This window comes from Mucilaginibacter robiniae, assembly GCF_012849215.1.
Lineage (GTDB): Bacteria > Bacteroidota > Bacteroidia > Sphingobacteriales > Sphingobacteriaceae > Mucilaginibacter > Mucilaginibacter robiniae.
Genome location: NZ_CP051682.1, coordinates 3,226,780 through 3,243,848 on the forward strand (window position 1 = coordinate 3,226,780; position 17,069 = coordinate 3,243,848).

The following is a 17,069-nucleotide window of genomic DNA, read 5'->3' on the forward strand; positions in this document are numbered from 1 at the left end:
TAGGTTGGTTGTGTTGTTAATATTATATTTCAATTTAATTTGTGGTTGCAGCAACTTTTAAGCCAATTTCTTCCCCTTTTTTAAGCGTGAAAGTCAATGCTGCTTCATATGTGTTTGATATTTCGCCTTCTAAGATGGCTTCTCGTATCTGATTTTTGATAATGCCTACTTCCCGACCTTCTTGCAAACCGAAAAGCTGCATAATATCATGGCCGGTTATTGGCGGTTGCCAATTGCGGACGCGGTCGCGTTCTTCAACGTCTTTTAACTTTTGCTGTACCAGTTCAAAATTTTGTCGGTATTTCTTAATCTTATACTCGTTTTTAGTAGTAATATCAGCTTTGCATAACAGCATTAAGCTTTCAATATCATCGCCAGCTTCAAACAGCAAACGGCGTACGGCTGAATCAGTTACAATTTCTTGAGTAAGTACAATAGGGCGCATGTGCAATAAAACCAGCTTCTGTACAAACTTCATCCGTTCATTTAGTGGTAGCTTTAATTGACCAAAAATTTTAGGTACCATGCGGGCACCGCGATCCTCGTGTCCATGAAAGGTCCAGCCGTGTCCGGCTTCAAAGCGTTTGGTGGCCGGTTTGGCAATGTCATGTAGTATAGCAGCCCAGCGCAACCAGAGGTCGGTAGTTGTGCTCGAAATATTATCTAGCACCTGCAAAGTGTGATAAAAATTGTCTTTATGCCCGCGGCCATTCACATATTCTACCCCGTGCAAAGCTGCCATTTGCGGGAAGATAACTTTCAACAAGCCGGTATCAAATAAATACTTGAAGCCAACTGAAGGCAGGGGTGACAAGATAATTTTATTGAGTTCATCAGTAATCCGCTCTTGCGATACAATACGGATACGTTCTTTATTAAGCTGTATGGCCTCAACTGCTTTTTCATCAATGATAAAGCCTAGTTGTGCGGCAAACCGTATGGCCCGCATCATGCGCAATGGATCGTCAGAAAAAGTTTCTTCCGGGTTCAGTGGCGTACGGATTAGTTTGTTATGCAAATCAGTCATGCCGTTAAACGGATCAATCAATTCGCCATACTGATCGGGGTGCAGGGCAATGGCTAGTGCATTAATGGTAAAATCCCGACGTTTCTGATCATCCTCCAAGGTTCCGTTTTCTACAATGGGCTTACGCGATTGTGACCGGTATGATTCACGACGGGCACCTACAAACTCAATTTCGGCATCATGATAGCGTAGCATGGCCGTACCAAAGCTCTTAAAAACAGAAACTTTAACTTGAAGCTTTTGCGCCACCCGTTCGGCAAATTCAATGCCGTTGCCTACCACCACAATGTCTATATCTTTTGATGGACGGTTTAGGAATAAGTCACGTACAAAGCCGCCTATGGCATAGGCCTGCACCTGTTGCTGAGCTGCCAATTGAGCTACTATGGCAAATATGGGGTGTTGCAGGTATTGTTTCATGGGAGGTTAATACGGCAACTATACAATTGCACTTGTACATGCAAAAATACGAAGTAAAATTTAAACCGGGCGCTTAAAGCTGATTTTTCAAGGTTATCAGTATAACGATGCGCTAATGTTGCTGGTGTTTTCAAAAACAAGCATTATGCTGGCTTTAACGTGTTACTGATAATTATTCAGGTGTTACAGGTGTTACATGTTACAGAGTGTAACACCCTGTAACACTGACAAACCATTGGCAGTGGTGGCACTGTTTTGTCAGTAGGTTTGGGTTTGTTTAGAATGTAGCGTTTTGATAAACAATGGTTTAATGAATGGTTGAAGTTTGGGGATTTCAGCTATTGTTGTTCACAAGTGGAACCTATAAACAGCGAGGATTAGGCTGTGCTGAAACAGATAGAAGATTTTACCTCTTGATGTTACGACTGCAGGTAAACAGCTAATTTAACTACTGACTTAATCTCTTATACAATAGCTGCATTTTAACCAAATAGCTTAAAAGTCCAGCGGGCCCAACCTTCTCATATTTTTCATAATAAGGTATTGCCGATGCCGCAGGTAGTTGCTGGGAGTAGTGGCAGACCACTTTAATGGACTAGGGAATATAGAAGCAATAGCGGCCGCTTGGTGGCGGGTAAGCTGCGAGGCTGGCTTGTGGAAATAGGTTTGTGATGCGGCTTCAACACCATAAATACCGTCACCCATTTCAATTTCATTCAAGTACACTTCCATGATGCGTTTTTTGCTCCAGAAGGTTTCAATCAGTAACGTAAAATAAGCTTCAAAACCTTTACGCACATAGGAGCGACCGGGCCATAAAAATACATTTTTGGCGGTTTGTTGCGATATGGTACTGCCGCCAATCAGCTTACGGCTATTGGCATTCTTGTCAATAGCGCGCTCCATAGCTTTAAAGTCAAAACCGAAGTGGTCTAAAAACTTTTGGTCTTCCCCTGCTATAGCAGCCTGTTTCATCGGATAGGCAATCTGATCAAAATTTACCCAGTCTTTATCAATCTTCCAATCTTTACCATCGTGCTTGCGCTCAAATCCGCGCTCAATCATCAATAGGGTAACGGGTGGGTTAACTACTTTATACAGCAGTACCCATAAAACGGTAATCAATACAAATAAGATGATAAACAACTTTAAAAAGTATAAAACCAGTTTAAGAATGCCGTAAGATGAGCTTTGCTTTGATTTTTTCTTGGAAGAAGAGGATGACTTGCTGAACGCCACTTTGATCAATCTGTTTACAGGGCACTAAAATAGCAAAGCCCTTTCCATACAGAAAGGGCTTTGCAAAAATATTTCTTTAACCTTCCTCTCCGTGATGGAGAGGGTAGTGGAGAGCTTATTACTCAGCTACTACTTCAAAAGGTACCTGAACTTTTACTTCTTTGTGCAGGTTTAAGTTAGCGGTGTATTCACCTACAAACTTAGGCTCCTGATCAAAAGTAATACGGCGACGATCTACATCGAAACCTTGTTTTTTCAGAGCTTCAGCTATTTGAATAGTGTTGATAGCACCGAAAATTTTACCAGTTTCACCAGCTTTAGCACCGATAGTTAATTTAACACCTTCTAAGCGGGCAGCTACTTCATCAGCATCCTTACGAATTTTGTCTTGTTTAAACTGAGCCTGTTTCAGGTTTTCAGCTAAAACTTTACGTGCTGATTCGGTTGCAACGATAGCATAACCTTTAGGAATTAAAAAGTTACGGCCATAACCTGGCTTTACTTTAACCACTTCGTCTTTCTCGCCGAGGTTTTTTACATCTTGTTTTAAAATAACGTCCATCTTTTAAACCTCCAATATTATTTTAACGAGTCAGTAACATAAGGTAATAAACCGATGTGGCGGGCACGTTTAACAGCCTGAGCCACTTTACGCTGAAACTTTAAAGAAGTACCGGTTAAGCGGCGAGGTAATACTTTACCTTGGTCGTTTACGAACTTTAATAAAAAGTTAGCGTCTTTGTAGTCAATATACTTGATACCGTTCTTTTTGAAACGGCAGTATTTTTTGCGGTTATCCTCCACTTTCGGAGCGGTAACGTATTGAATTTGTTCGTTGGCCATAATTAAGCTGCTGCCTCCTCTGTTTTAGGTTTTTTGTTGAAAGCGCCGCTGCGTTTTTTCTCGTTGTAAGCTATGGCATGTTTATCCAAAGCAATAGTCAGGAAACGCATTACACGCTCATCACGTTTGTACTCGATCTCCAGTTTGTTGATTAATTCACCTGGAGCGCGGAATTCGGTGAGGTGGTAGTACCCAGTTGATTTCTTTTGGATAGGGTACGCTAATTTTCTCAAACCCCAATTGTCCTCTTGAACAATCTCGGCTCCGTTATCAGTTAAAATTTTGCTGAATTTGGCAATTACCTCTTTAGCAGCATCATCTGATAACAACGGGGTAAGAATGATGACGGTTTCGTACTGTTGCATTTTAATACTTTTGTTAATTACAATAACCCGCTCAAAAAACGGGAGTGCAAATGTAGATATAAGTATTCATTTTTGCAAGTAGTTGATTATAAGTGTTTGCATGCTTTTTTAAAGCGAACCCGGCCAAAATGTGATTAAGCGGTATCAGACTGATTTTATAGCGGGTATTTAGCTACTTTTGCTATAATTATTCAATCAGATCCTTATCATGAAATTGTTTTCAACCTTATTGCTGCTGCTATCGGTAATAACTTGCACTGCACAGGCGCAAACCCAAGCAACACCTGGCCCTGCCGAACGTAGAATGGTAGACAGTTTATGCAGTGCCATAAGCCGCCTGGATATGAGTAAAATTAAAACCAGCGAAGAAGCTAACGAAGCTTTTATGAACTGCTTTTCCAATTACTACGATATTTTAATGCAAATTGCTGATGAAAAGAGTGCCAGCTTGGAAGATGATGCCGCTATGCAAGCCATCGGGCTGGAAATTGGCAAAGAGTTGATGCGGCACAATTGCAGCTCCTTTATCAAGTTGTCTGTATTGATGAGTAAAAGCAAATCGGAAGAAAAAACTTTAGCCACAAGCACCACGCAAGGTACGTTAAAGCGTATTGAAAATAAAGGCTTCAATTACTTTATCGTTGCCGATGCGCAGGGTAATGAAAAATCTTTCTTGTGGTTGCAGCAATTTGCCGGATCTGAAAAGTTTATGGGCTTGCCAGTTACTTACGCAGGTAAAAAAATAGCTATTCAATGGCACGAACTAGAGGTTTATTTGCCACAAGCCAAAGGTTATTACACGGTAAAAGAGGTAGTAAGTATTACCGTTTTGTAAAAAATTTATTCTGCATAAGTAAGGTGTAACTTTCTCAATAAAATAAGGTTAGCTTTATATAAAACCTTATTTATGAAAATCAAAGTTCAACTCATGTTTGGCTTAGCTGTGGCTATGCTGCTGCAAAACAAGCTATACGCACAAACCAATGCTCCACAGCCCGCCAATTTGCTCAATTTTGTCGATTATGCGCCGCTTCCGCAACGGGTAAATTATTCGGCCTATGCTAACGATGGGCAGCATCTGTACAGCCTTAATGGTCAGTTTTATAATAAACGCATTTCATCCGAAGCTTACCGGTACAATCCAGACGCCAACCGATGGGATAAACTAACAGATAAACTGATTCCTAAAATCAAATCATCGGCCGTATATATACCGTCGGTACACAAAATATACATTATGGGCGGTTTAAAGGCAGGTGGCACCGGCTTGTTTTATGATGTGGAAACGCTGGATACCCAAACCGGCGAGGTAAATGAACTACATGTATCCAACCCACTACCTGAGTTAAACGGTGGCTTGGCTGTATGGAACGATAAAATTTATGTATTTGGTGGCAGCGAACGTAATTACGGAACCAGCAAATTGTATGAGTTTGATATCCACATGCAAAAGTTTACCCGGTTAAAAGATATGCCTCACACGGGTGAAATATCAGGCACCATAGTAAATGGTAAACTCTATACTTTTGGCGGGTTTGAACCTTTTCGTTATTACCTGTACAAAGATGTAAATGCGTATAATATTCAAAGCAACACCTGGCAACAGGTAGGTAAGCTGCCCGAAAATGTATCAGCTACCAGTTTAGCCCAGTTAGGTAAATACATTTTTGTAAACGGTAATTACAGCAATCCGGGTTTTTCAGGGTATTATGATGTAGAAACTAACCAGTTTACCAAAATTAACTCTAACCTGATTGGTCGCCGCTTTGCCAGTTCGGGAGTTATTGGGAACAAGCTGTACATTTATGGCGGCAATGTTACCCCTATTGATGCCGGTCAGGTAAGCTTGCAGGGCGCAGATATACAACCTGTGGTATCCGCTAAAAAATAGAATTTGTATTATTTGAGTAAAAGCCTTGGTAGTTATTACTGTTAGGGCTTTTTATTTATAAAAGTGTAGGAAAATTTATCAAATTATCATCCATAAACAGCAGTTATGACGTATAAGGAATTAATTGGTTTTATTAATTAATAATTAAATAATTATATTTCAATATAAGCTGCAATTCAGTTATTTTGCGACATAATTGTACAATAGTATTTTCAACCCTCATGGCAAACGCTGCTCAAATTTTAAAAAGTAAAAAAGATAGTATTCTGGAGTTATGGATGAAAAACCAGTTAGCTGATGCTGGTTTGCGCGATGATCTGATGAGCAATGAGGATCTGCGCGTGCAATCTGAAGAACTGGTTGAGGTACTGGTAGATAACCTGACAGACGAAAATATAAACAATCCTTCTTCGTCTGATTTTGATGAAGTAACTGAAATATTAGCCGGGATATCTATTAGCCGTGCCCGCCAGGGATATAGCCCTCGTGAAACGGGTGTATTCATTTTAAGCCTGAAAGAAGCGTTAATTGAAATTTTGGATACAGAATCAAAAAGCGATCCGTTGCAGCTTTATCAGGATACACTAAAAGTTAACCGTTTAATTGATAGTTTCAGCATTGTTACTTTTGAAACTTTTCTTAAAGGACGTGAAGAAGTGATTTTGCGCCAAACTGATGAGATTGCTGAAATATCTACCCCGGTAATACGTGTGTGGGATGGTATATTGGCGCTGCCTATTATTGGCACACTGGATAGCGCCCGTACGCAGGTGGTAATGGAAAGTCTGTTGCAGGAAATTGTAGAAACCGGCAGTAGCATAGCTATATTAGATATATCAGGCGTTCCGGCAGTTGATTCATTAGTAGCACAGCACTTGTTGAAAGCCGTAAGCGCTACCCGCTTAATGGGGGCTGAATGTATTATTAGCGGTATCCGTCCGGAAATTGCACAAACTATTGTACATCTGGGTATTGATTTATCTAACATTGTAACTAAAGCTACATTAGCCAGCGCGCTAAAATTTGCATTTAGCGCCCTACGTCTGGAAGTTAAAAAAAGAAGTGCAAACACTGCTGTAAATTGATTTAATAAAAGTAAATGGATCGTATTCCCATTTTAAAAATGGGTCACTTTCTGTTAGTGACCATACAAGTAGATTTATATGACCGCTTGGCTATGGATCTGGAAGCAGATCTGGTTAAGATGGTGAGTAAAACAGGCGCCAAAGGCGTACTGATTGATATATCGGCAGTAAGTATTGTTGACTCTTTTATGGGTCGCATTATCGGCAATATTGCCAGCATGTCTAAACTATTGGATGCAGAAACCGTTGTTGTAGGTATGCAACCGGCTGTGGCTATCACGCTGGTTGAACTGGGCCTGGAGTTACCGGGTGTACATACGGCTTTGAATGTTGAAAAAGGTATGGAACTGTTGCAGGGAATGATTGTTGCTGATGATGTCGAGCTAGAAGAAGATGACGATATTACCCTTAGCTAAGGATACTATTAAGGTTTACAAAGAGCAGGATGTGGTTTTACTCCGGAACCGGGTGAAAGAACATGCTGTCAGAATAAAAATGGGGCTGGTTAATCAAACTAAATTGATTACGGCAGCCAGTGAACTGGTGCGTAATATGTTGAGATACGGCGGGGGCGGAGAGGTACTTATTGAAGTGATATCTAGAGGACGTGATAATGGCGTTCGGCTATCCTTTAAAGACAAAGGCCCCGGTATTGCCGACATTAAAAAAGCCATGGCTGATGGTTTTTCAACAGGTAAAAGCTTGGGCTTGGGTTTACCCGGCACTAAAAGGCTGGTAAATGAGTTTGATTTAAAAAGCGAGGTGGGGAAGGGAACTACGGTTACCATAATTAAATGGGCTAATGGTTGATGCAACACACACCAGCTATCCGGCTGCCGACCGGAGCTACTACGCTATTCTAAAAAAAGATATTCATCATAAAGCGCAGGAGGCTGGCCTAATCTCTCAAAAGCTGGCCGCACTTGATATTATACTGGCTGAACTTACTTCTAACTTACATAAGTATGCCACCGATGGCGAAATACTCATCGGCTTTGGCAAAGATCATAAAGGCGAATACCTGGAAGTTATTGCCATTGATAATGGCCCCGGTATGGCCGATACGGCCAAAATGATGCAGGATGGTTACTCAACAGGTAGTACCATGGGGCATGGCTTGGGCAGTATCAAACGCCTTTCAGATAAGTTCGACTTGTTTTCAATTAAAGGTTGGGGCACTATTGTTTTAAGCCGAATTTACAAAAATGAGCAGGATGCTGCAACGGTAAAGCCAGTGCCGGCTATTGAAATCAGACCCTTAGTAGTCGCTAAAACTGGTGAACAGGTAAGTGGCGATGCTACTTATTACAAAACCTCAGGCAGATACCTAAAGCTTTTGGTAGCCGATGGCTTGGGACATGGCAGAGAGGCCAATCTGGCGGTTAACGAAGCGGTGAGCTCATTTAAAGGCTGCCCGTATGATTCGCCTGTTGAAATTTTACGCTTTCTGCATCAGGATATTCGCAAAACACGTGGTATGGTGAGTACTGTAGCTGTATTTGATTTAGAGAGTAAACAGGTGCAAATTGCCGGTATAGGTAATATATCGGCCAAGTTTATGCACTTAGGCGGTATTGTTAAAAACCATATTTCTTATAACGGTATCGTAGGGCATAACATTCCGAATACGATGAACAGCCAACAGGTGGCATTTACCGATTATAGTTTGCTGATCTTGTGTTCTGATGGAATAAAATCCCGCTGGGATGTTAGCAAATATCAGGGTATTGCCCGCTGTGATTCAATGATGATGGCAGCCGCTATATATAAAGATTATTCAAGAGGCACTGATGATACTTCGGTGGTGATAGTTAAACTGAAATAATATGCTGGAAATATTAAGTATCAACCTGGAAAACGAAATGGATTTGCCGCTTACGCATAAAAAGGCGGTGGGTATTACTAAGTATTTGGGCCTTTCAGTTGCTACACAAACCGCTTTTGCTACAGCGGTTTCTGAAGTTTGCCGTGCCGTAATTGATAAAACTTTACATAGTGTTCTGTCTTTCCGGGCCAAGCGCGAAGATGGCCGCTGGTTAATTAGAGCCCGCGTAGTTACTGATTGTCGCTTGTCGGCCAGTAGCCAGGAGCTTATTTATGCCAAACGCTTAATACCGGTAATTGATGTTCAGCCGAATGGCGAGGGCACTGTAATTACTTTACAGTTAAACCTGCCACGTTCTGTTAAAATTAGCGGCGATTTGGTATCCAGGCTGGCTAACCATGTAGCTACAGCACCTCCCGAATCACCTTACGAAGAGATTAAGCAACGTAACCAAGAACTCAATACCCTCTCTGAAAAGAAAGATGAGCAGCTCCGGTTGGCTACCTTGCTGAATGAAAAAAAATCAGAATTTTTATCTATTGCTTCGCACGAGCTACGTTCGCCATTAACCATTATCAAAGCGTATGCGCAAATCGGCAAATCTTTTAAAGATAAAAATCCGGAAAAGATGGCCGAGTATCTGGAAAAAATCAACCAGCAGGCTACCAAAGTGAACGTGCTGATTCAGCAACTGTTAGATTTAGCCAAAATTGAAAACAACAAGGTTGATTATCGCATAGAAAAGGTAGAGCTAAGTGCCTTCCTGTCAGAAACGTTGGCCAGTGTTGCCCTGTCGCACCCTACGCATCCGGTTATGTTTCATGCTAATGGGCCGGTATATGCCAATATTGATAAGTTAAGAATAGAACAGGTACTGGTTAATTTAGTTAGCAATGCTGCCAAGTACTCACCCAATGATAAGCCAATTACTGTTGCCCTTGGTGAACCTGCCAACGAACAGGTAATTATTAGTGTAACCGACCAGGGTATTGGCTTATCGGCCGAAAACTTGAGCCGTGTATTCGATAAGTTTTTTCGGGCCGAAGAAGTGGCTCAGAAAGTATCAGGCTTGGGTATGGGGCTGTATATTACTACACGTATCATTAAAGGGCATAAAGGCAAAATATGGGCAGATAGTAAAGAGAACGAAGGCTCGGTATTTTACTTTTCACTGCCGGTAGTTTAACCTGACCAGTATTCTACAAGAGTTAAATCCCAAAATATTGATCAGGTTTTTGCTGCTAAATAGGGAATCGGATGTGTACGGCTGAACCTCTATTGATTATTGATTCCAGGTTAAGTTTGCCGTTCAGTAATTTAACTTTACCCCGAATGGTTTGCAGGCCAATGCCCCAATCACTTTTTTGAGCAGCATCAAATCCCTTACCGTTATCTTCTACCGCAATATTAACTTTATTGTTGCTGATCTCTATTTTAACGCTTGCGGTTGTAGCTTGGGCGTGCTTAATTACATTAATCATCAGCTCTTGTACAATGCGGTAAATGGCAATTTCAATATACTTATCCAATTTGCGGAAAAAGCCGATAAAGCTGCATTTAAAAGCCACCGCACTTCTAAACTGTTCGCAAATATCTTCAACAGCAGCTTTCAATCCGAAATCTTCCAGTATGGTAGGCATTAGTTCATGCGATATACGCCGGCTTTCTTTGATTGACTCCGCTAGTAAGGATTTGGATTGTTCCAGAATAGCCATGTTTTCTTTATACCGATCGGCCTGATTAAAATTTACCCGGTCTAAGCTAAGTTTAACACCATACAAAATCTGACCAAGACCATTGTGCAGGCTTTCAGATATGCGTTTTCGTTCTTCTTCCTGCGCGCCTAAGGTTGCCCTAAAAATTGCCTGTTGCTGCTGTTCTTCCAGTTCTTTACGTTCCTGGCGTAATTGGGAGTTTCTTTCCTGTAATACTATTTGTTCTGTAATATCTTGTGAAATGCCGATAATGTGTGTGGGGGAGCCTTGCTCATCGCGCTGGTACACAGCCCGGCGGGTTTTTATCCAGTGTAACTGGCCTTTATCATCCAACAGCCGGTAAGTTAGCTCCAGCACCTCGCCATCTTCAGTTTGCCGCAAAACCTGAATGTTTTCTTCAAACTTTTGCTTGTCTTCATCATACACGGTAGCTTCAAATAGCATGGAGCCCAAGTTTCTAATCTCCTCTGGCGATTTACCAAAAAGCTGTACAATTTTATCGTTCACATATACGTGCTGCATGGTACGTATATCAATGGCATACAGCATATCGGGCGCGGCATCAGCAATACCTTTAATCATGGCCGCATCTTCCAGTATCTGCTGTTCTGCCTGGCGTGAGGTGGTAATATCCATATCTACACCTAACAACCTTACTGGCAAGCCTTCATCGTTATATACTACAGTGCCTTTTACTTTTAATATCTTGCTTTTACCGTTTACCGTAATGTTCAATATTTTATCAAAAGCCCTTTCTCCGGTTTTTAGGTATTTTACCATGCGCTCAGCCACAGCGCGGCTTTTTTCGCTAATGTAATCCAGGTATATTTCGGGGACAACCGGAGTGCCTTTTTTAAGGTTAAACAATTGGTACATACCGTCAGACCAGGAGAAACTGCCGGTTGCAATTTCATAAACCCAGCTTCCTATTCCGGCCATTTCTTCGGCATGCTGTAATAGTATTAAGTTTTTAAGTTTTTCTTCTTCGGCCAGTTTGCGTTCGGTAATATCAAAGTTGGTAGCCACTAATCCATCATCTGTTTTAACAAACATGCACGAGAACCATTTCACAAAGCCATCGTAAGGGTAAAAGTATTCTTTACCCTCAGGTTTGCCGCTTTCCATTACCCGCAGCATCATATCGAATAAACCTGTTACTTTTATACCCGGGTACTCTTGGGCATATAGTTTACCTACCAGGTCGGTACGGCTGGTTTCCCGTTCCAGTTCTTTACTTACCACACGAATCCTGAAATCTTGAATAGCCCCGTTTTCGTTACGTACAGCTTGCAATACCGACATGCCAATAGGGGTATTGTCAAAAAATGATTGCAGCAACGCATTGCTTTCTTTAAGTTCCTGTTCGGCTTTTTTGCGTTGGACTATATTAACAGTTAAAACCAACCACTCTGTAACTCTGCCTTGTTTACTTAATACCGGTACTGCTTTTGATAGCATCCAGTCTGTACTACCGTCGGGTTTAATAGTCCGGTATTCCATTTTAAAAGTTTTCCGGTTAGTAATGGCTTGGTTGAGGGTAGCTTGTATTTCGGGCCGGTCTTCAGCAGAAATGTAAGTTTCTATCCAGGTACTTTGTGAGTGCTCTGTAGCTGGTATAAGGCTTTCGCCTTTTAACGTGTACATCTGTGTCCAGTCGGCACTCATTCTGTACAACATATCTGAACTGCCGATAATAAACAAACGAAGTTGTTCTTCTGCTAGCTTTTGTTGGGTTATATCTTCAAACGTTACTACTATGTGTCTAAGCTTTGGCTCTCCAATGCGAAATGCACATACATTAAACCAGCGGCGTAATACAGGAGAGTGGAGTTGGAAGCGGGCGGGGATGCCGGTGAGCGCCACTTGTCCATAGTATTTGTAGGCTTCTTCCAAACCTGGTATAACTTGACCGCTTAAAATATTTTTAGCCGGTAACTCCATAAGTGTTTCAAACTGCTCATTAACTTCTAGCCACTGAAAATCTATCGGAGTGCCGGAGCTGTCTAAAATAATCTTGGCAATGCCCAATCCTTCATCAATCGAATTAAATAATGTTTGATTGGGGTCCTGTAATCCTTCAGTCTGCAGTTCTACATTTTCAACCTCATTAAATTCAGCAAGGGGGAGGGGTTGTGCGTTGCCCTGCTGGATTGATACTGTTTTTGTTGTACTAAGCAATAGCTGAGCTAATTCAGGATGCTGCGCCATCATGTCGACGATGTCAGGCTCATACACTATTTCCGGGTGAGTTTCGGCCCAGTGGTGGGCAGTATGTATATAACTCAGGTAAATGTTTAGCCTGTCAAAGTTTGTTGTGCCAACGGCTTTGCTGATGGCCTGCCGGGCACGTGCAGATTGATTAGGTTGTAAGAACAAGAGGGTTAATGCATCGAATAAGTCTGCTTCAATTGCTGAGTCTATAGCTGTAATATCAACAGGTTCAGCATACGCTTCTAGTCGGTTAAGCACGGTGTTGAGCCGGGCAGCATCAGGTACAGGGCGTTTAAGTAAATCCATTACCTGTTCAATGGTTTGCGTATGGGCTTGGGCATCGCCTGCCGGGAGCCCCTGGCCAATTAAAAAACCGGTATGACGTGCAATGCAGTAGCGTGCCGGGCAAAGGCGGGAAAGGTGAACAAACAGCCGTTCTTTAAATAAAGAGGGTAGTGGATTATCCAAATAAGCTGATTGCGCAAAGGCCCATAAAGGTTGAATGGCTTCCGGTGTAGTTACCGCGCTGAAAAAATTAAATAGTATTCCAAAACGAGTGGTAATAGTAGCTATAAAATTGCTGTTGGTTAGGCTTGTATGGCTGGTGTTATAGGGTTGTTTATCCAACCTATGCGTATCTTTTGGTTTCATTTCTGGCTGTATAAAAACGTTGTAGCGCGCTTAATGTAGTAGCTGTTAAAGTACAGGATGGTAAACAAACAGGCTATGTTTTACTTTACGTCTCCTGATTTCATACCGCTTTTGTTTGTACATTCTTTTGCGCACGAGTAAGAGCAAATAATTTCTTATTACAATAGCGTAAATAGCAGGATGGGGAAGTTAAAGCTTCAACTGGTATTGATATAAAATTATTATCTATAGTAAATGTTTTAGCATAAAGTTGGTATTCTGTACCTTATCATAAGTAAGAATGGGAAGTTACAACTGCGTATAAGTTGTTTCGGCATAGTAAGTATTACCTACCTCAATGGCTATGTGCAAAAGTTTTAAACTGCTTTGGTCGGCTGTTATTTGCGGGTACAGGCGCGTACTGGTGAGATACCACTTATAATCGGCATCAGCGTTGGGCCTTACACGCTGGAAAAATGAATATATTTTTGATGAATCATTCTGCCTGACAAACTTAAACAGCTCGGCTTTTAGTAAAACCATTTCTTCGGGTGGAAAATATTGTTTGTAGTAATTGGGGTCTAAAGCTTCTGGCTCTTCGCGGCTGTGCCTTAAATAAACACAGCCTGTTTGGTTCATATAGGTGTTGGTTAGCCAATTCAAACCCTGCACTATAATGCTGCTCGGAATAGAATTGCCAATTTCTTCAATGCTAAGTTTATTGTTGTGTATTTGGTTAACTACACTAAAAATTGTGGACTGGCAATTACTAGTTTCACGAAAAGAAATTAACGGATTAGGTTGCATATAACAACAGATTAAAGTGCCTGCTATTACTATGAAAGATAAGCAGGAACCGAGAATAGTGGTCTGTTTACGGAATAGGCTAATAATAAAGTAATATTTAAATATAGATTTTAAATATTATTCTACACAAATAAAGGTAAGCTTAATCAAAGCTTTTAGCAAGCAAGTTTTATAAATTAAAATATGATGATTTAAATATGGTATCATTTCAATCAATAAGCGATAATATGATAAGTCGTATAGAAGTATATCTTATTCATAGCTCTATTTTGGGAGAGAATGGCACTTCAAAAACTGGAGAACTAGCTGCTGGTTGCGTTAAAAGGAAGATTTTTGGATAGTTATCGCCTGCTGAATTTATTAAGCTTTAACGTGTTTGAATCACTTTGTTCATTCTCTGTATCTGGCTTTTTTGAAAATGCACAAAATGTATTCTTAAAAAGTAAGTTTCATTTCCAAAATTTACATCACCAATATAAAACCGGCGATTAGAAGTTGCTGAGTTATAGTTGGAGTGAGCAAATATCTACCGAGTAAAAGAGCATTTATGAAAAACAATCTTTACATGAAAAAACAGGCGCAAAATGCAATAACAGCCAGTCACAACAGCATCAACAAACATTAGGTCTATAAAGCTGTTGAACAAAAGCTTCAATCATTTACTCACTAAATGGTGAATAAAATATAAGAGAGATAATTAATAAAAGTACGGTTTACACAACTCGTAAAATATACATGAGTTGTAAAATATAGGAGAAGACAGATTGTGAAGATCATGTTGGGCACCAGTATCAAAATAATGTCAGTCATAGCGCAGCTAAATCGTTACGAAAAGAAATTGATGTCGTTTCATCAATATTCTTTTAATAACTATAGTGCACTACAGTTGATAGTGGTTAATCTTAAGCGTTTGCTGGATAATAAGTATATGCTTAAAAATAAACAATGGCGTTTAGACCTTTTGTGTGAAATTGAAAACGAAATAGAGATGCTGGAAAATCTCCGGTATGCTGACGATATAAATGAGGATTTTGTAACGCATGTAAGTAACGCTTTAGCTATTGTTAAGAGCATGAAGCTGCATTTGCCCGAATATCAAGCTCAAATGGGTCGCCCATCTGTCAATATGATGGGGTTGGTTAAACGTCTTTTCTGTACCAACCTGGAGCATATTTAATTCCTTTACTCAACATTTTCTAAGCACTCAGGAAGGTTGTTTTGTAACTGTTGAGTGTTGTTTTAATACAGAAAGGAGGCTGTCTCATAAGGGACAGTCTCTTGTTGTTTTAGGATATTTTTGGTATCTTAAAGGCATGGGAGGCAAGATAGTCTTTAAGGAATATGATCCAGACCAGTTAACGTTTTTACCGTACAAACTGGAGGAACTGGTACCGACAGGTCATCCGGTCCGTATCGTTAAACAGGTCGTGGACACGGTAGATGTCAAACCGATCAACCGGAAGTACAAAGGCGGCGGGGCGTCAAGTTTCCATCCCCGGCTGATGCTGAAGCTGCTGGTTTACGGCTATCTGACCAATACTTATTCCTCACGCAAACTGGAAGAACAGGCCGCGCAGAACGTACACTTCATGTGGCTTTTAGGGATGAAAAAGCCCGACCACAACACCATCAACCGTTTTCGCAGCGAGAAGTTGTCAGGCGTCTTAAAGCAGATCTTCTCACAAATCGTGTTGCTGCTCGAGCAGGAAGGTATCGTATCCTTGAAAGAAGCCGTTTTTACTGATGGTACCAAGATCGAATCAGCGGCGAACAAGTACACCTTCGTATGGGGCAAAAACATCAAGGCGAATAAAGATAAGATGAAAGCCCAGCTTGATGAACTGTGGGGTTATGCGCAAAGCATTGCCGCCGAAGAACTAAAAGATACAGCGCCCTTGGAATATAGTGAGATCAACCCGGAGAAAGTAAAGGAAACCATCTCAAAGATCAATGCAGCCTTAGATGATAAAGAAGACGTAGACAAAAAAGTAAAGCAAAAGCTGAACTACGCAAAGAAGCACTGGCCGGAGAGCCTGGCACGGTATGACGAGCAGGAAAAGTTATTAGCCGGCCGTAACAGCATGTCAAAGACCGACCCGGATGCCACCTTCATGCGGATGAAGGAAGACCATATGCTGAACGGACAACTTAAGCCGGCCTATAACCTGCAGATATCCACCCAGGAGCAATTCATCCTTAATTATACCCTGCATCAAACCTCAACCGATTACCAAACCTTGTCTTCCCATATTGAACAATACCAAGCCTTATATAAAGACCTGCCCAAAGCCATTGTTGCCGACACCGGCTACGGATCGGATGAGAACTACGGTGTGTTAGCGCGAAAAGGCATTGAGGCTTACATCAAATACAATACGTTCGATAAGGAACAAAAGGACGGTATCAAAGCGTTCAGTAACGACAGCCTGCATTATAACGAAGCGGAGAATTACCTTGTTTGTCCGATAGGTCAATGGATGGCGCATATCGGTAACGGTCAGCGAGTCACTTCATCTGGTTTTGTACAACTGATCAGCCGTTACCGTGCCCAGAACTGTGAAGGTTGCCCGATGCGTGGTGTTTGCCATACTACACAGGGTAACCGGGTCGTTGAGATCAACCACAGCCTAAGACAACATAAACAGGCAGCCAAAGAACGGTTGAATACAGAACAGGGTATCAACCTCAGGAAACGAAGGCCGGCCGATGTGGAACCGGTATTCGCCCAATTAAAGCATAACCATGGCTTCAGACGATTCCTGCTGAAAGGGATGTCCAAGGCCGAGGTCGAAATCGGCTTATTATCCATCGCACATAACCTAAGAAAATGGAAAACCTGAAAACAAGCTTTTTATAGACTTTTAGAACCTGTTAGAATCAATCCCCCGGTTCTTAAACGGCTGCTGACATCTTTCACTCAACCTTCCAACCAAAAATCATAACTAAATAAAAAACCGCCTCATATTTGACTTATGAGACGGCCTCTTTTGTATGTTAGGTACAGTAAGTAA

The 17,069-nt window shown here is 41.3% G+C and carries 16 protein-coding genes; 9 read left to right on the forward strand and 7 right to left on the reverse strand.

Going from position 1 to position 17,069, the window contains the following annotated elements; genetic code table 11:
• Nucleotides 1-34: 34 nt before the first annotated feature.
• The 5 genes from HH214_RS14375 to rpsF form a co-directional block, all read right to left on the reverse strand.
• On the reverse strand, nt 35-1,447 hold the full coding sequence (locus tag HH214_RS14375) for a CCA tRNA nucleotidyltransferase (protein WP_169608750.1): 1,413 nt from the start codon (nt 1,445-1,447) through the stop codon (nt 35-37).
• 495 nt (nt 1,448-1,942) lie between these two features.
• Nucleotides 1,943-2,623 (reverse strand): monofunctional biosynthetic peptidoglycan transglycosylase, encoded by a 681-nt coding sequence (gene mtgA / locus HH214_RS14380; protein ID WP_169611161.1) that lies wholly within the window; start codon nt 2,621-2,623, stop codon nt 1,943-1,945.
• A 181-nt stretch (nt 2,624-2,804) separates the two neighbouring features.
• Entirely contained in the window at nt 2,805-3,248 is a 444-nt protein-coding gene (gene rplI, locus HH214_RS14385) for a 50S ribosomal protein L9 (RefSeq protein ID WP_169608752.1), read from the reverse strand.
• Between the two features lie 17 nt (nt 3,249-3,265).
• Complete coding sequence (gene rpsR / locus HH214_RS14390) at nt 3,266-3,529, reverse strand: 30S ribosomal protein S18 (RefSeq protein ID WP_079716629.1); 264 nt, start codon at nt 3,527-3,529, stop codon at nt 3,266-3,268.
• Nucleotides 3,530-3,531: 2 nt separating this feature from the next.
• Entirely contained in the window at nt 3,532-3,894 is a 363-nt protein-coding gene (gene rpsF / locus HH214_RS14395; RefSeq protein ID WP_169608754.1) for a 30S ribosomal protein S6, read from the reverse strand.
• Nucleotides 3,895-4,102: 208 nt separating this feature from the next.
• Between rpsF and HH214_RS14400 the strand changes: the two genes are divergently transcribed.
• From HH214_RS14400 to HH214_RS14430, 7 genes are all read left to right on the forward strand, one after another.
• Nucleotides 4,103-4,729 (forward strand): hypothetical protein, encoded by a 627-nt coding sequence (locus tag HH214_RS14400; protein WP_169608756.1) that lies wholly within the window; start codon nt 4,103-4,105, stop codon nt 4,727-4,729.
• A gap of 72 nt (nt 4,730-4,801) precedes the next feature.
• The gene (locus tag HH214_RS14405; RefSeq protein ID WP_169608758.1) at nt 4,802-5,785 is read left to right on the forward strand and encodes a Kelch repeat-containing protein; all 984 of its coding nucleotides are present in this window, start codon (nt 4,802-4,804) and stop codon (nt 5,783-5,785) included.
• Nucleotides 5,786-6,006: 221 nt separating this feature from the next.
• Nucleotides 6,007-6,870 carry an STAS domain-containing protein gene (locus tag HH214_RS14410; RefSeq protein ID WP_169608760.1) on the forward strand — a complete coding sequence of 288 codons (864 nt, stop codon included), beginning with the start codon at nt 6,007-6,009 and terminating at the stop codon, nt 6,868-6,870.
• Between the two features lie 14 nt (nt 6,871-6,884).
• Nucleotides 6,885-7,286: an STAS domain-containing protein gene (locus tag HH214_RS14415; protein ID WP_169608762.1), complete on the forward strand. Its 402-nt coding sequence runs from the start codon at nt 6,885-6,887 to the stop codon at nt 7,284-7,286.
• Complete coding sequence (locus tag HH214_RS14420) at nt 7,264-7,680, forward strand: anti-sigma regulatory factor (protein WP_169608764.1); 417 nt, start codon at nt 7,264-7,266, stop codon at nt 7,678-7,680. The genes HH214_RS14415 and HH214_RS14420 overlap by 23 nt, the downstream gene beginning before the upstream one ends.
• Nucleotides 7,673-8,695: a SpoIIE family protein phosphatase gene (locus tag HH214_RS14425; RefSeq protein WP_169608766.1), complete on the forward strand. Its 1,023-nt coding sequence runs from the start codon at nt 7,673-7,675 to the stop codon at nt 8,693-8,695. Before HH214_RS14420 ends, HH214_RS14425 begins: the two co-directional genes overlap by 8 nt.
• 1 nt (nt 8,696) lies before the next feature.
• Nucleotides 8,697-9,881 carry a sensor histidine kinase gene (locus HH214_RS14430; RefSeq protein WP_169608768.1) on the forward strand — a complete coding sequence of 395 codons (1,185 nt, stop codon included), beginning with the start codon at nt 8,697-8,699 and terminating at the stop codon, nt 9,879-9,881.
• Between the two features lie 55 nt (nt 9,882-9,936).
• Here HH214_RS14430 and HH214_RS14435 read toward each other — a convergent pair whose 3' ends face one another.
• A complete protein-coding gene (locus HH214_RS14435) occupies nt 9,937-13,272 on the reverse strand; it encodes a PAS domain-containing sensor histidine kinase (RefSeq protein WP_169608770.1) in 3,336 nt (1,111 codons plus the stop codon).
• A gap of 288 nt (nt 13,273-13,560) precedes the next feature.
• Nucleotides 13,561-14,058, reverse strand: a complete 498-nt coding sequence (locus HH214_RS14440) for a hypothetical protein (RefSeq protein ID WP_169608772.1) — start codon at nt 14,056-14,058, stop codon at nt 13,561-13,563.
• A gap of 799 nt (nt 14,059-14,857) precedes the next feature.
• Here HH214_RS14440 and HH214_RS14445 point away from each other — a divergent pair.
• Together HH214_RS14445 and HH214_RS14450 are read left to right on the forward strand one after the other, a co-directional pair.
• Nucleotides 14,858-15,235 carry a hypothetical protein gene (locus tag HH214_RS14445; protein ID WP_169608773.1) on the forward strand — a complete coding sequence of 126 codons (378 nt, stop codon included), beginning with the start codon at nt 14,858-14,860 and terminating at the stop codon, nt 15,233-15,235.
• A 136-nt stretch (nt 15,236-15,371) separates the two neighbouring features.
• Complete coding sequence (locus HH214_RS14450; protein WP_169605910.1) at nt 15,372-16,898, forward strand: IS1182 family transposase; 1,527 nt, start codon at nt 15,372-15,374, stop codon at nt 16,896-16,898.
• The last annotated feature ends 171 nt before the right edge of the window (nt 16,899-17,069 follow it).

Coding starts and splice junctions, on each gene's coding strand:
- HH214_RS14450 (WP_169605910.1), top strand. CDS start 15,372: ATGGGAGGCAAGATAGTCTTTAAGGAATATGATCCAGACCAGTTAACG.
- HH214_RS14445 (WP_169608773.1), top strand. CDS start 14,858: ATGTCAGTCATAGCGCAGCTAAATCGTTACGAAAAGAAATTGATGTCG.
- HH214_RS14400 (WP_169608756.1), top strand. CDS start 4,103: ATGAAATTGTTTTCAACCTTATTGCTGCTGCTATCGGTAATAACTTGC.
- rpsR (WP_079716629.1), bottom strand. CDS start 3,529: ATGGCCAACGAACAAATTCAATACGTTACCGCTCCGAAAGTGGAGGAT.
- HH214_RS14440 (WP_169608772.1), bottom strand. CDS start 14,058: ATGCAACCTAATCCGTTAATTTCTTTTCGTGAAACTAGTAATTGCCAG.
- rplI (WP_169608752.1), bottom strand. CDS start 3,248: ATGGACGTTATTTTAAAACAAGATGTAAAAAACCTCGGCGAGAAAGAC.
- HH214_RS14415 (WP_169608762.1), top strand. CDS start 6,885: ATGGATCGTATTCCCATTTTAAAAATGGGTCACTTTCTGTTAGTGACC.
- rpsF (WP_169608754.1), bottom strand. CDS start 3,894: ATGCAACAGTACGAAACCGTCATCATTCTTACCCCGTTGTTATCAGAT.
- HH214_RS14405 (WP_169608758.1), top strand. CDS start 4,802: ATGAAAATCAAAGTTCAACTCATGTTTGGCTTAGCTGTGGCTATGCTG.
- HH214_RS14410 (WP_169608760.1), top strand. CDS start 6,007: ATGGCAAACGCTGCTCAAATTTTAAAAAGTAAAAAAGATAGTATTCTG.
- HH214_RS14420 (WP_169608764.1), top strand. CDS start 7,264: ATGACGATATTACCCTTAGCTAAGGATACTATTAAGGTTTACAAAGAG.
- HH214_RS14425 (WP_169608766.1), top strand. CDS start 7,673: ATGGTTGATGCAACACACACCAGCTATCCGGCTGCCGACCGGAGCTAC.
- HH214_RS14435 (WP_169608770.1), bottom strand. CDS start 13,272: ATGAAACCAAAAGATACGCATAGGTTGGATAAACAACCCTATAACACC.
- HH214_RS14375 (WP_169608750.1), bottom strand. CDS start 1,447: ATGAAACAATACCTGCAACACCCCATATTTGCCATAGTAGCTCAATTG.
- HH214_RS14430 (WP_169608768.1), top strand. CDS start 8,697: ATGCTGGAAATATTAAGTATCAACCTGGAAAACGAAATGGATTTGCCG.